Raw genomic sequence first — 14,143 nt, forward strand, 5'->3', positions numbered from 1 at the left:
GTGTAGCAGTTGCACAAAGATTTAACTAAGTGTTTTTGCTACATTTTTCTTATCTCATTGTAATTTAAAGGTAAGAAAAAATGAATGCGTTAGAAAAGTTATTGATTGAAGAAATTTCCCTTGCAGAACAAGAAAGGGCTGAATTTGAAGCTAAGATAAAGGGGTTAAATCAGAAAATTTTAGACTATCGAACTGCGCTAAATCACGCAAGAGATTCAGATTTTTTATTAAGCAAGAAATCTCGCAATGTACGCTTTCAGTCGTCTCCATGCCAATTAGTGGCGCATATCCTTAAAAAGCAACCTGAAAAATGGTTTCATACAAATGAAATTACCCTTCAAGCATTGAAATTAGATAACCAGCCTATTGATAATGGTGTGCCGCGCTTACACTTGCAAACAATGCATAGCACACTAAACCATCTTGTTAAACATTCATTGGTTGAGAAAAAGGTAGAAGGGAAAACGTGTTATTGGCGTTTGAAGGCAATGTAGTTATATTTTCAATCTCCACCGCACATCATTTGCTTTTAATGCTACTCGTTCTACTACGCCTTTATTAAGCCAATGCTTCAATGCACCACGCACTGAAACAGTATGTTGCGGTTGAATGATGGGGTCTTGTTTATCTCGAATAAGGACAAGTTCCGTTAATTCATTAACAGTAAAGTAATGATTTGGTTTTACTTTCATTTCAGCAAGCACCATTTGGCGTAGTTTTCCCTTGAAACGATGCTGATAAGTGCGGTAGGTATAAAGCTCCGTATTGTATTCATCAGTTAGGGCTTCTTCTTGCATAACCTCAATGGCTGCTTGTAGTTTATCAAGCTTACTCTCCACCAAAGCAAGATGTTCTAGCACTTGCTTACGTTCACGTTGCAAGCGGTCAATTTTTGCCTGAATTTGACTTAAATAGATTTTCTTTGCCATTACATTACCAGTCTTTCTACTTGCCTATGGTTGCCTTGCCAGTAGCCTTTCCAAGCATTATCTGATGATGTGCTGAGGCATTTACTGGTCACATCATTGAAAATGGTTAAATTATCCAGTTTGCGAGTATCTTCACGATAGGCTATTTCGTTTGCGTAGTTATCAAGGTAGATATTACTCATTTTATGAACTTGTCCGTAATACATACGTTTGAAACGTGCAAAGTAACTTTCGGCAAGGTTATTGGTAATCCCTTCATCACTACGATATTCTTTTTGATGGTTCACACGTTGTAAGTCGTAATCCACTATCAATTCATCATAAGCACTGTTTTCATCGGTATGAATACGGCTGTTTGGCTCAATATATGCAGTAGCCAATTTCTTCACGGATTCCGTGTTTTCTGACAAAATAGGAAACGTGATGGTTCTCTTTGCACCGACTAGTTGCGGATTAGACAAAGTGTCCTGTTCAGTGTAACGTTCACGCATAACCAGTACGCCACGTTTATTGGGATTGGCATTTTCTTTTAAGCGTCTATCTACTCGGTCTGCTTTCTTATTCTTTGGACGTGGAGCGGAATGCACGTAAGTACCATCAATATGGATTTCGCCTGATAATGGGAAAAGTTCACGTTGTACAATCAGGCTTTCTCGGATTTTATGTGATAAGGTAAAAGCGGTTTTGTACTGCACGTTTAAATCTCGAGAGAGCTGACAGGCTGAAATTCCCTTAACTGCATTGACAAATAAGGCAATAGCGAATAAATAGGTTTGAATTGGCAACTTATGGTTTGCAAAAATTGTCCCTGACGTAATGCTAAACGTGTGTCTGCAATGTTTGCATCGCCACTGCTTGCGAGTAGAGATAAAGTAGGCTTGATGTTGCACACCGCATTTTGGACACACGACGTTCTTTTCACTTCCCCAGCGGATACCGCAAAGCATCGAAAACGCTTCGCCATCAGATAGACGAGCTATCTGGATGGGTGAAAGCGTTCGAGCTTTGCTGGTTAAAAGGAAGTGTTGAGCCATTGCAATTATCTAAGTTATATTAAAAGGTTTTACTTGCTGAAAAATTGTGTTATAGGAGGATTTAAAACACGCTCAAACGTGATAAAATACGCTCTATATAATGTCAAATATACGCTCATTTGCGATATTTGTCAATCTAATATTGAAAATAGGACGCTCAAATGTGCATATCAGAAAGACTCAGACAAGTTTGTGAAGCAAAAAATTGGAAAATTAAAGATTTTGCAGAACATACAGGAATCGCTTATCGCACACTACAAGGTTATGTTGGCGGTGAACGTGAACCTAATGCAGAAGGAATGGCTGCCATTGCTAAAGCAGGAGTGAATTTGAACTGGCTTGTAAGTGGTGAAGGTGAAATGTTTCAAACGATAATACGAAATGAAATGTCGGAACAGGAAAAACAACTGATCGCAGATTACCGCAAAATGCCTGAAAATCTTCAAAATTCATTTTCTATTTCATTTCAAGAAATCAATAAATTAAACAAGGTTAATTAATGTATTCAACGAGCATTCTTAGAAAACTTGGTAGCGGTGAATATCAAGTAAAACTATCTGAAACTTTAACATCAATTATAAAGCAAATTAATAAAGCGGAAACAGAAGCTACAATCGCTTCTATTTTTGAAAATAATTTACATTATCTAATAAAGAGTTTTTTTGAAAAAGAAATAATCTTTCATAAAGAAAGCGGAAAGAATTTTTTTAGACATAAATTTTTAGGAAGAGTTGATGCTATATCAAATGGATTAGTTATTGAGTATAAATCAATTGATAAATTAACAAGCGAAAAAGATCAAAAAAATGCTATCTCACAAACAAAAGATTATTTGAAACAAATACATAATGAATCTGGGAGTAGTTATCAAGGCTTGGTAACAAACGGAAAGAAAATTGCGTATTTATATTTTATTGGTGATGAAATAAAAAATACTGCATTTTCAACAATAGAAGTAAAGGATTTGGATAGAATTATTCAGTCATTAATCAATGTGGGTTCAAAGCAATTTTCACCGAAAAATATAGTATCTGACTTTAAATCCACATCACATATAACACAAAATTTATCAAATAGTTTATATGATGCCATTTGCACTCATAAAACACAAAAAACAGAAATGCTAATGGAAGAATGGCAAGTTTTGTTTAGATTATCTGAGTCTGATAAAGGTCAAAATCAAGATATAGAGAAGAGAAGAAAAAAACTATCAGAAATATTTAGTGATAACATTGATAATAATGAAAAAGAATATCAGGCTCTCTATGTTCTTCAAACATCTTATGCGATAATTGTGAAATTAATAGCGTGTAAAGTCATTCAAACTCTTTCGTTTAGTGAAGATGTTAAGTTTTTCTCAGATCTTAGCATTATTGATTCTATTAAATTACAGCGTTTTATGGAGAAGCTTGAAGATGGATATGTTTTTTCTAGTGGTGGAATTAGAAACTTACTAGAAGGTGATTTCTATTCTTGGTATTCAGATAAAAACCAATGGAATCAAAAAATATACAATAGTATAAAAAATATAATTAAAGAGTTAGAGTTTTATTCAAGTTCAAATTTTACTTATGAATTTCAGACGATAGATATTTTTAAAGATTTATATATGGAAATAATGCCGAATGAAATTAGACATAGTTTAGGAGAATATTTCACTCCATCTTGGATGGCTGATCATGTTGTATCTCGTTCACTTGAGAAACTAAACAAAGAATCTTGGAAAGCTATAGATCCATGTTGTGGAAGTGGGGTATTTTTAATATCATTAATAAAATCGATATTAGATAAACACGAATTATATAGTTTAACTATAAAAGAAAAACAAGAGTTATTATTTAGAATATTATCAAGTGTATATGGTATTGATTTAAATCCACTATCAGTTTTAACTGCAAGAGTTAGTTATTTTTTGGCTATAAGACCATTAATTGACGATCAAAAAATAGAAATCCCTGTCTATCTTGGTGATTCGGCTAATATACCACAAAAAATTGAACTTGATAATATAGCTTGTTATACATATACCGTAGAAACTAAACAAGGGAATTTTAATATCATTTTTCCTTGTGATTTTGTTGAAAGCAGTTCTTTTTTTGAAAGAATGTATCGTTTACAAACAACAGTAGAAGCTGAAGACCCTAATTTATTATACCATCAAATTATTGAAAATATAGACAAAAACTCTATCAATAAAAAGATTCAAGAAAGTATAAAAATATTGTCAAGTAAATTAGTTGAGTTACATAAAAATGAATGGGACGGCATTTGGATTAGAATTACATCAAACTTTATGCTAATTGCAAGAATTAAAGAGATGGATCTAATTTTAGGTAACCCACCTTGGGTAAAATGGGAATTTTTACCCCAAAATTATGCTGAAAAGATCAAGAGTTTGTGTATTGATAGAAAATTATTCTCAGGTCAAAGTTATATGGGGGCTATATCACTTAATTTATGTGCTTTAATTGCAAATGTCACATCAGATAAATGGCTAACAAATAAAGGCTTACTTGCATTCTTAATGCCAAAAACAATTATGACTCAAGATTCTTATGCTGGCTTCAGAAATTTTTATTTATCTGATGATAGTAGAATGTATTTAAGTGAAATAGATGATTGGTCTAATGCTGGAAATCCTTTTATTGTAACTACTGAAAAATTTATGACATATTTTTATGAAAAAAATCATGTAGATTACTCAAATGGGATTCCTATAAATTTATTCTATAAAAAAACTAATGTAAAAATCACAGAAGTAAATAGATTTCACACATTTGAAAAAGTAAAAGATTTCTTTCAAATTAAAGATGGAATGGCTTATCAATTAAGTGAAAATAGAACGGGATTTACTTTACTCCCTGAAAGAGATTATACAATTTTAAGGAAGCTAAAGTTAATTTCAGGAAATTCAGATTATAAAGCTAGGAGTGGTGTTGAGTTTACACCTGCTGAGGTTTACTTCATTGAACCTGAGAAAAGAACCAGTAAAAACACTTTTTATTTTAGAAACTCTGAATTCAAAAATTCAGTTTACAAAAATGACAGCAATTATAAATTTGAACTTGAAACAAAATATATAAAACCAGTAATAAAAAGCCCATTTATTAAACCTTTTGAGATATTAAAGTCTAATAACTATTGTATATTTCCTTATGAAAATAACAGTCGGCAATCAACATCATTAGAAAATTTGGTTAAAGAAAGTGAATTATTAGCTAATTATTTAATAATTAATAAGAATTTAATAGAAAAACAATCTAAAAGAAGTTTGATGATTTCCATGGGAAATGATTTTTATTCTTTATCCAAGGTTGGTAATTACACATTCTCTCCATATAAAGTTGTTTTTCGAGATAATACAAATATGTGTGCGAGTGTTGTTATCGAACAGGAAACTCCATGGGGAGAGAAAATTTTGCCTATTCCAGCAAAACATGCCCCTTATATATCAATGGATAAGAACGGCGAGGAAATAACGGAAGAAGAGGCATATTATTTATGCGGAATTTTAAATACCGACATAATTAATAAATATTTCAAATTCACTTTCAGTGGAAGATCTTATAGTATAAATTTTGAAATAAAATTACCTAAATTCAACCGCAAAAATCCAATTCAATACGAAATAGCAAAATTAGCTCAAGAATTGACTGTAAAGAAAATAAATTATGAAGAAGGAATATCAAGAATAGAAGAATTATACTTGAAATTGTGCGATTCTATTTGACATCAATATGTGGGTAAAAATTAAATTCACATTCTAAATTTATATAAAATCTGGAGGTGTTTCAAAAAGTATGCTGTGAATAAATTAAACCGAGTTAAGACCTTAAAACTAAGTTTTTAAAAGGTTGTTTTATCATCAGCATACAATTGAAACACCAGTGTCTTGATTTTGCAGCAAAATAGCGTAAATTCTTAATAAAAAAGTTTCGCTATACTAAAAAAATTACACCTTATTGCCCTAAATTGTAGAAGATTAGATTTGAGCTGGCAAATCACTTATTTCCCATTTAGAATATAAGTGCAATTCAACCTACATAATAAAAAGAAACTCTCAAATCTAGCAATAAGTTATCTTTTATTTTATATGGACTGGCATAAATGGCACATTTTGACAAAATGATGTTATTTTTGATATAAATCTCGCTATATTTTAAACAAATCGCTTGCAAATATATTCATTTAGACTTGCTTGCAAGGATAGATAACTCAATATAATCCTTATGGCTTATAAATTGATGAAGGCGAAATTAACCTTACTTTGCGTTTATTCAATGAGAGTTCATCTATATGTTTTTATGCCAGTATTTGGTGTGTTCAGTATCCGAAGCTCACAACTAAAAACGCTTTGAGCCGACCTGAACATTCAGGTGGGCGATTTTTTGTGTCTAGCGTTTAGCTTTGAGTACCTTGTACACACAAGGAATACTTATGGCGCAGCATTATCTGCTTTCAAGCAAATCTAAAAATTTAAATCTCAAACAAATCTTTCGTTTAAGTGAAGATGAAGCCTTTCAACTTTTAAAAGCCAATCGTTGAGGAAATTCTAACGATATTATGGACGTAGTATGTCCACATTGCGGAATCCGCCACAATGCTTATTTTCTTCAATCTCGTAAACGTTGGTGTTGCAAACATTGCCAACGTCATTTCTATATTACGACTAATACCGCATTTGCTTTTCATAAATTGCCTTTCGTTGATATTTTGGCAGCCATTTTATTATTTGCGAATGAAGTCAAAGGGATTTCGGCAATAACAATGAGCCGTCATCTTAATATCAGCTATAAGACAGCATTTGTCCTTTGCCATAAACTGCGTGAATCCCTATTCAAAACTCGTGATTTAACGCCATTGCAAGGGGAAATTCACGAAGACGGTGCGTGGATTAATTTCAAATTACGTCCAACTAACTTCGCTAAAAACGCCCATAAACAGAAACAAAAAGCCGATAAAAAAGGACGGAAATTTCCAAAATTCAGACCGACTAAACGTTGCATCATCAGCTTAAATCAACGTGCTTCTAATGATGAAAATCTATGGGGTTCAAATAGAACCATTGTGGCAATGGACTATACTGAAAATGCCAAGACCGTTTTGGCATTAAATCATCAATTCGTGAAACAAAGTAGCGATATTATGTGTGATGAAAATGCAGCCTATAAGGGGTTAGATTTCCATTACACTCGCTGGAGTGTTAATCATAAAGAATGTTACAGTGCAAAAGGCATCAATAACAATTTAGCCGAATCCTTTAACGCTCGTTTCCGTGATTTACATCGTGGTGTACATCATAAATGCGATAATAAATATGCCCTACATTACGCCAACCAAGCAGCGTTTATGTCAGATAACCGCCAAAAATCTAATGGTGACCTATTTAGTGATATTCTTAAACGTTGCTTATGGGTATTACCACTAAGAGAATGGGTAGGCTATTGGCAAGGTAATCATCGCTCGCAAGAGCTTATCGGTATGACAGCTTTCAGTCCCGAAGAAATTTCCCAAGCTTACTTTAAAAACCTCAATGAACGAATGAGATACGAGCAAGAACTGTTGGCTGCTTAGTTTTTTAACTGCAAAGCTAACTGAAATTTAAGTACAGGAAAATCAGCTTACCTTTGGTAAGGTTGAGCGGATTGGCTACGTCTGTGGTAAGGAAATTTTGTGTAATGTGTGGAAAAATCAGCTAAAATACGATAAAAGAAATGCCCTTAACTCTGTTTTTGGAGCTAAGGGCATCAGAAATTTTACTGCGGTTAAGATTAAATCTCGGGTTTTGTGCAACTGCTACATAATACCGATTTTTTTACAAATTTCACCGCACTTTCTTATATTTATCTTTTCATCGCAGCTTCGTGCAATTATTTTTTCGACTTTTTGATAAATTTCATTAAACGTTTACGTTTGCGTAATTGCGTCGGGGTCAATTTATTGCGTTTTCCGGCAAACGGGTTGTTGCCTTCTTGGAATAAAAGACGAATCGGCGAGCCGACGATTTTCAAGCTTCGGCGATAATAATTCGATAAATATCGCTTATAACTATCCGGCAGGCGCTCGATTTGATTGCCGTGAATTACGATAATCGGCGGATTATAACCACCCGGATGAGCATATTTCAGCTTAATGCGACGTCCGCCCATCATCGGCGGTTGGTGCTCGTCCGTTGCCATTTGCAGAATACGGGTGAGCATTGAAGTGGTCATTTTTTGTGTCGCACAGGCATAAGCTTCACGCACGGATTCGAATAAGTTGCCTACGCCGCTGCCGTGTAATGCGGAAATAAAATGTACGCGTGCGAAATCAATAAAATCTAAACGGCGATCCAGTTCGGATTTTACTCGATCCTTGATTTCTTGATCCAAACCGTCCCATTTGTTGACAACGATGACAAGCGAACGTCCGGCGTTTAAAATAAAACCGAGGAGAGACAGATCCTGATCGGAAATACCTTCGCGCGCGTCAATGGTTAATAGCACGACATTGGCGTCCTGAATAGCTTGTAAAGTTTTAATTACAGAAAATTTTTCCACCGCGAGGTGTACTTTGCCGCGTTTGCGCACGCCGGCAGTGTCGATAATGGTGTAATGTTGCCCGTCGCGTTCCATTGGAATATAGATACTATCGCGCGTCGTGCCCGGCAAGTCGTAAACCACGACGCGATCTTCGCCCAAAATTCGATTGGTTAAAGTGGATTTTCCGACGTTCGGACGTCCGACAATGGCGATTTTGATATTCTTATCTTCAAGTGCGGTTTCTTCTTCCAGCGCTTCGTCTAATAAATCGGTATCTTCTTCGTTAGTGAAATCAAATTCGCGATCCCATTCGTCCGTGCTGTCATTTTCTTCCGAATTTTCCACCGCACTTTCCGTTGCATTTTCATCAAGCTGTGCGGCAAGCGGCGCTAGAACTTGTTCCATCAATGCGGTTACGCCCCGTCCTTGCGATGCCGCGATTTGCGCAATTTCACCCAAACCTAATTGATAAAATTCGGCGCAGTGCGAATCGGCATCAATGCCGTCGGTTTTATTGGCGACCAAAACGGTGGTCTTATTTTGGCGTTGGCGCAAATAATGCGCGATGCCGATATCCGCGGCAGTCAATCCGGCGCGCGCATCTACTAAAAACAGCACTACATCCGCTTCTTCAATCGCCAACAGCGATTGTTCCGCCATTTTCTCCTCGACGCCTTCCTCCGTACCGTCGATACCACCGGTATCAATCACGATAAAATCATAACCGGCGATATTTGCTTGACCGTATTTACGATCGCGGGTTAACCCCGGAAAATCCGCCACAAGGGCGTCGCGAGTTCGGGTTAAACGATTGAATAACGTCGATTTTCCTACATTAGGACGACCGACAAGCGCAACTACGGGCGTTGTCATAAAAACCTCTTTAATTGGGTTAAATAGCATTAAGCTATTTAGCATTTAACTGTTGCGCGTATTATATCGGATTTTGTCATTAATTAAAAATTGATCTAATTTGTATAAATTTTAAGTTAGTGTTAAAAAATATTGTGATCTTTATCATAAATTCTTAACAAAGTTTTTACGTTAATGTAGATTGTGAAATAGAATAACCGCCTGTTTTGTGTGATTTTATCATCATTTGAATATTTGCTTTATACGGAGTAGGTTTTATGGCGCTCTTTCTTAGTATTTTTCCTATCGTGCTATTAATTTATTTAATGGTTAAACGTAATGCATTGCCGTCTTATGTGGCATTGCCTTGGATTGCCGTTGTGGTATTGATGATTCAGCTTGTTTTTTTCGGTACGGATATTTCAACGGTCAGCGCCAATATCGCCTCAGCGATTGTGGCGGTGCAAACGCCGATTACCGTGATTTTCGGTGCGATTTTATTTAATCGCTTTTCAGAAATTTCCGGTGCGACGGATACTTTGCGTAAATGGCTCGGTACGATTAACCCGAATCCTGTTGCGCAATTAATGATTATCGGCTGGGCATTTGCCTTTATGATTGAAGGCGCGAGCGGCTTCGGTACGCCGGCGGCGATTGCCGCACCGATTTTAGTCGGTTTGGGCTTTCCTGCCTTGAGAGTGGCGATGTTAGCGTTGGTGATGAACTCCGTGCCGGTTTCTTTCGGTGCGGTAGGTACACCGACGTGGTTCGGTTTCGGTCCGTTAAATTTGGCGGAGAGTCAAATTCTTGAAATCGGTTCGATGACTGCGTTGATTCACTCTTTTGCTGCTATTGTTATTCCGCTTATGGCATTACGCTTTATTGTCAGCGGAAAAGAAATTCGCCAAAATTTAGGCTTTATTTATTTGTCTATTTTTTCTTGCGTCATTCCTTATTTCTTGTTGGCGCAAGTAAACTATGAATTTCCGGCTTTAGTGGGCGGTGCGATCGGTTTGTTGGCTTCCATTTTCTTTGCCAACAAAGGTATCGGTTTGGCGAAGGTTGAAAATACTTTAGACAATAAAACCACAACATTCGGCGAGGTGGCGAAAGCGCTTTTCCCGACCGGTTTATTAATTGCCATTTTAATCGTAACGCGTTTGCAACAATTACCGTTCAAAGCGATGATGAACGACGCGACCACTTGGATGAGTGTTCAACTAGGTTCTTTGGGAACCTTTGAAGTCAGTCAAGGATTAATTTTCAGCCTGAAAAATATTTTCGACACCTCAATTAACGCAAGCTATAAATTACTTTATGTGCCGGCATTGATTCCTTTTGTGGTGACGGTTTTAATCGCGATTCCGGTTTTCGCCGTGTCGGGTAGCAAAACGAAAGATATTTTTGTCGGTAGTTTCAAACAAACGAAAAATCCGTTCTTTGCCTTAGTCGGCGCATTAATTATGGTGAATTTAATGCTGGTCGGCGGTGATAATTCAATGGTGAAAATTATCGGTAAAAGTTTTGCCGAGGCTACCGGCGAATATTGGACGATCTTTGCCTCTTTCCTCGGTGCGGTCGGTGCATTCTTCTCCGGTTCGAATACGGTTTCGAATTTAACTTTCGGCAGCGTACAGCTATCGACGGCAGAAATTACCGGATTATCGGCGACATTAGTGCTTGCATTGCAATCCGTCGGTGGTGCGATGGGGAATATGGTGTGTATCAATAATATCGTCGCAGTGAGTTCCGTATTGAATATTAATAATCAAGAAGGGGCGATTATTAAGAAAACCGTCGTGCCGATGATTGTTTATGGCATTATCGCTGCGGTGGTGGCGTTAACGGTTATCCCGATGTTGTATTAAGTATCGTCAATGTATTTCCGTCGAGTATAAGAAGATTTATACTCGACATTATTTTTTGAATAACAGTTGGAGTAGTTATGAACGTGAATTTTTACGTTACCTGTATTGCCGATGTGGTTAAAGCAGGGGTAGCCAAAAATAGCGTGCTATTGTTAGAAAAGCTCGGATGTCATATCGTTTTTTTAGAAAAACAAGGCTGTTGCGGACAACCTGCGATTAACAGCGGTTATACCAAACAGGCATTAGCAGGAATGAAAAATTTGGTGCAAACCTTTGAAGTCAATGATTATCCTATCGTCGCACCTGCCGGCTCTTGCGTGTATGCGATTAAAAATTATCCGGAATATTTCGAGCGTTTCGGCGAGATGGAATGGGCGGTACGCGCCAAAAAAGTGGCAGATCGTTTTTATGATTTAACGGATTTTATCGTCAATAAACTCGGTGTTACCAATGTTGGTGCGCAATTAACCGGCAAAGCGGTATATCACCCTTCTTGCAGCCTTTCACGCAAATTAGGCATTGTGAACGAGCCTTTAACGCTGCTACAAAACGTCAAAGGATTGCAATTATTGCCGATTCATAACCAACAAACCTGTTGCGGTTTCGGCGGTACGTTTTCAGTCAAAATGGCGGAAATTTCCGGCGAAATGGTTTCCGAAAAAGTGGAACATATCGCCGAAGTCGAGCCGGATTATTTAATCGGTGCGGACGTGAGTTGCTTACTGAATATCGGTGGGCGTCTAAGTCGCGAAGGGCGCAAAATCAAAGTAATGCACATCGCGGAAGTATTAATGCAGGAGGGAAAATAAAATGTCGTTAAAAACCAGTAATCTTGCATTTAAAGTTCGCGTTGACGAGCAAATTCACAATGACATTATGCGTAAAGCCATTGTAATGGCGCAAGAACGTATCGGCACGAATCGGCAAAAAATGGTGGACGAGTTAGGTCATTGGGAAGAATGGCGTGATTCGGCAAAACAAATTCGTAATCACGTTTTGGCGAATTTAGATGCCTATCTTTATCAATTAAGTGAAAAAGTGACGGAAAACGGCGGCAAAGTCTTTTTTGCCGAAACCGCGGAACAGGCGACGGAATATATTCGCAAAGTTGCTTTAGAAAAGAACGCGAAAAAAATTGTAAAATCCAAATCAATGGTGACCGAAGAAATCGGGATGAATCACGTTTTAGAAGCGGAAGGCATTCAAGTGGTTGAAACGGATTTGGGCGAATATATTTTACAAGTGGCGGGCGATAAACCATCTCATATCGTGGTGCCGGCGATTCATAAAGATCGTTACCAAATTCGCAAAGTATTACACGAAAAACTCGGTTATGACGGGCCGGAAACGCCGGAAGCGATGACGTTGTTTATTCGGCAAAAAATTCGTCAGGATTTTTTAGAAGCGGATATCGGCATTAGCGGCTGTAATTTCGCCGTACCGGAAACCGGCAGCATTTGTTTGGTGACCAACGAAGGGAATTTACGTTTAGCCACAACCGTACCGAAAACCCACATCGCCGTAATGGGAATGGAGCGCATTGCACCTACATTTGAAGAAGTGGACGTGCTTATCACAATGCTAGCACGTAGTGCGGTCGGCGCGAAATTGACCGGTTATAATACTTGGCTAACCGGTCCGCGTGTAGAAGGTGAAACGGACGGGCCGGAAGAATTCCATTTAGTGATTGTAGATAACGGTCGCTCGAAAATTTTGCAAAGCGAATTTCAGGAAGTGTTGCGTTGTATCCGTTGTGGCGCTTGCCTTAATACTTGTCCGGCATATCGTCAAATCGGTGGTCACGGCTACGGTTCTATTTATCCGGGTCCGATCGGATCGGTGATTTCACCGTTATTAGGCGGTTATGAGGAATTTAAAGAATTACCTTACGCCTGTTCGTTATGTACGGCGTGTAACTCCGTTTGTCCGGTAAAAATTCCGTTGGCGCAACTTATTTTAAAACATCGCGAGCATATCGCCCAAAACGGAATGACGCCGACTGCCGAGCGCTTATCGATTTTCGGTTTTAATTTTGCCAACTCTCATCCGAATTTATGGAAAGTCGGGGTGAATATCGGTGCGAAAGTCGCGGGTAAACTGATCAAAAACGGCAAAGCGCCAGTGCAAATCGGCGCCTTGGCGGAATGGACGAAAGCGCGCGATTTACCTCAAGCGGAAGGACAAAGCTTTAGAGAATGGTTTAATAACAGAGGTGATAAATAATGGACGTACAAAACAGAGAAAATTTTCTGGATAAATTGGCGCAGAAAATGGGCAGAGCCCGTCGTTTAACGCCTGATCCGTTGCCGCCTCGTTTGAATGATTATCCCACTACGCGTTTGACCGATTTAAGCTTGGCGCAACGTTGTCAGGAATTTGTCGATTTTGCCAAAGTAATGGCGGTCGATGTGATTGAAACAAAGGAAGCGGATATTCAGCAAGCCGTTCTCGCCGCGTGCGAAAAATACGGCGGCGGAAAGATTGTGCTGAATAATGATGCGCGTTTGGAAGCATTGGGTATTACGTCGGTTGTGCGCAATCATTACGATAGCTATATTTGGGATAGCGAAAAGTGCGGTGAAAATTTAGCGAGATCCGAACAAGCGAATATCGGTATCGTTTATGCCGAATACGGCTTGGCGGAATCCGGCGGGATCGTACTTTTCTCCGACAAAGACAAAGGTCGCGCGGTCAGTTTATTGCCGGAAAAATCTATCGTTGTGGTTAGAAAAAGTACCGTATTGCCGCGTGTGGCGCAATTAGCGAGTATTCTGCACAAAAAAGCGCAAGCGGGTGAAAGAATGCCTTCTTGTATTAACATTATCTCCGGTCCAAGTTCGACGGCGGATATTGAATTGGTGAAAGTCGTCGGCGTACACGGTCCGACAACAAAAGTTTATATCGTCATTGATGATTTATAACATCCGCTTAAATAAAAG

10 protein-coding genes and 1 pseudogene are annotated in these 14,143 nt (G+C 38.0%); 8 read left to right on the top strand and 3 right to left on the bottom strand.

The annotated features are described in order from the left end of the window. The first annotated feature begins 80 nt into the window (after positions 1–80). Positions 81–494 (top strand): transcriptional regulator, encoded by a 414-nt coding sequence (locus tag CVP04_RS06505; RefSeq protein WP_100296699.1) that lies wholly within the window; start codon positions 81–83, stop codon positions 492–494. Here the strand turns inward: CVP04_RS06505 and CVP04_RS06510 are convergent, their stop codons facing one another. Both CVP04_RS06510 and CVP04_RS06515 read right to left on the bottom strand, forming a co-directional pair. After that, a complete protein-coding gene (locus CVP04_RS06510) occupies positions 495–929 on the bottom strand; it encodes a DNA repair protein (protein WP_100296700.1) in 435 nt (144 codons plus the stop codon). Continuing rightward, positions 929–1,963, bottom strand: a complete 1,035-nt coding sequence (locus CVP04_RS06515) for an IS1595 family transposase (protein WP_100296701.1) — start codon at positions 1,961–1,963, stop codon at positions 929–931. Before CVP04_RS06515 ends, CVP04_RS06510 begins: the two co-directional genes overlap by 1 nt. 161 nt (positions 1,964–2,124) lie before the next feature. Between CVP04_RS06515 and CVP04_RS06520 the strand changes: the two genes are divergently transcribed. The 3 genes and pseudogenes from CVP04_RS06520 (at position 2,125) to CVP04_RS06530 (ending at position 7,537) form a co-directional block, all read left to right on the top strand. Further along, positions 2,125–2,463 carry a helix-turn-helix domain-containing protein gene (locus CVP04_RS06520; protein WP_100296702.1) on the top strand — a complete coding sequence of 113 codons (339 nt, stop codon included), beginning with the start codon at positions 2,125–2,127 and terminating at the stop codon, positions 2,461–2,463. After that, on the top strand, positions 2,463–5,693 hold the full coding sequence (locus tag CVP04_RS06525) for a DNA methyltransferase family protein (RefSeq protein ID WP_100296703.1): 3,231 nt from the start codon (positions 2,463–2,465) through the stop codon (positions 5,691–5,693). Before CVP04_RS06520 ends, CVP04_RS06525 begins: the two co-directional genes overlap by 1 nt. A 707-nt stretch (positions 5,694–6,400) precedes the next feature. Beyond that, a pseudogene (locus tag CVP04_RS06530) lies at positions 6,401–7,537 on the top strand (IS1595 family transposase). A 296-nt stretch (positions 7,538–7,833) separates the two neighbouring features. On the opposite strand, the gene der reads toward CVP04_RS06530, so the two are convergent. Beyond that, a complete protein-coding gene (gene der, locus CVP04_RS06535) occupies positions 7,834–9,357 on the bottom strand; it encodes a ribosome biogenesis GTPase Der (protein WP_100296704.1) in 1,524 nt (507 codons plus the stop codon). A 257-nt stretch (positions 9,358–9,614) separates the two neighbouring features. On the opposite strand from der, the gene CVP04_RS06540 reads away from it, so the two are divergent. The 4 genes from CVP04_RS06540 (at position 9,615) to CVP04_RS06555 (ending at position 14,125) form a co-directional block, all read left to right on the top strand. Beyond that, positions 9,615–11,204, top strand: a complete 1,590-nt coding sequence (locus CVP04_RS06540) for an L-lactate permease (protein ID WP_100296705.1) — start codon at positions 9,615–9,617, stop codon at positions 11,202–11,204. A gap of 77 nt (positions 11,205–11,281) precedes the next feature. Continuing rightward, positions 11,282–12,013 (top strand): (Fe-S)-binding protein, encoded by a 732-nt coding sequence (locus tag CVP04_RS06545; protein WP_100296706.1) that lies wholly within the window; start codon positions 11,282–11,284, stop codon positions 12,011–12,013. A gap of 1 nt (position 12,014) precedes the next feature. Beyond that, positions 12,015–13,427, top strand: coding sequence for a LutB/LldF family L-lactate oxidation iron-sulfur protein (locus tag CVP04_RS06550; RefSeq protein ID WP_100296707.1), 1,413 nt, complete (start codon positions 12,015–12,017; stop codon positions 13,425–13,427). Continuing rightward, a complete protein-coding gene (locus CVP04_RS06555; RefSeq protein WP_100296708.1) occupies positions 13,427–14,125 on the top strand; it encodes a LutC/YkgG family protein in 699 nt (232 codons plus the stop codon). The genes CVP04_RS06550 and CVP04_RS06555 overlap by 1 nt, the downstream gene beginning before the upstream one ends. Positions 14,126–14,143 lie beyond the last annotated feature (18 nt).

Source organism: Caviibacterium pharyngocola (assembly GCF_002795405.1).
GTDB lineage: Bacteria > Pseudomonadota > Gammaproteobacteria > Enterobacterales > Pasteurellaceae > Caviibacterium > Caviibacterium pharyngocola.

Coding starts and splice junctions, on each gene's coding strand:
- CVP04_RS06505 (WP_100296699.1), top strand. CDS start 81: ATGAATGCGTTAGAAAAGTTATTGATTGAAGAAATTTCCCTTGCAGAA.
- CVP04_RS06510 (WP_100296700.1), bottom strand. CDS start 929: ATGGCAAAGAAAATCTATTTAAGTCAAATTCAGGCAAAAATTGACCGC.
- CVP04_RS06515 (WP_100296701.1), bottom strand. CDS start 1,963: ATGGCTCAACACTTCCTTTTAACCAGCAAAGCTCGAACGCTTTCACCC.
- CVP04_RS06520 (WP_100296702.1), top strand. CDS start 2,125: ATGTGCATATCAGAAAGACTCAGACAAGTTTGTGAAGCAAAAAATTGG.
- CVP04_RS06525 (WP_100296703.1), top strand. CDS start 2,463: ATGTATTCAACGAGCATTCTTAGAAAACTTGGTAGCGGTGAATATCAA.
- der (WP_100296704.1), bottom strand. CDS start 9,357: ATGACAACGCCCGTAGTTGCGCTTGTCGGTCGTCCTAATGTAGGAAAA.
- CVP04_RS06540 (WP_100296705.1), top strand. CDS start 9,615: ATGGCGCTCTTTCTTAGTATTTTTCCTATCGTGCTATTAATTTATTTA.
- CVP04_RS06545 (WP_100296706.1), top strand. CDS start 11,282: ATGAACGTGAATTTTTACGTTACCTGTATTGCCGATGTGGTTAAAGCA.
- CVP04_RS06550 (WP_100296707.1), top strand. CDS start 12,015: ATGTCGTTAAAAACCAGTAATCTTGCATTTAAAGTTCGCGTTGACGAG.
- CVP04_RS06555 (WP_100296708.1), top strand. CDS start 13,427: ATGGACGTACAAAACAGAGAAAATTTTCTGGATAAATTGGCGCAGAAA.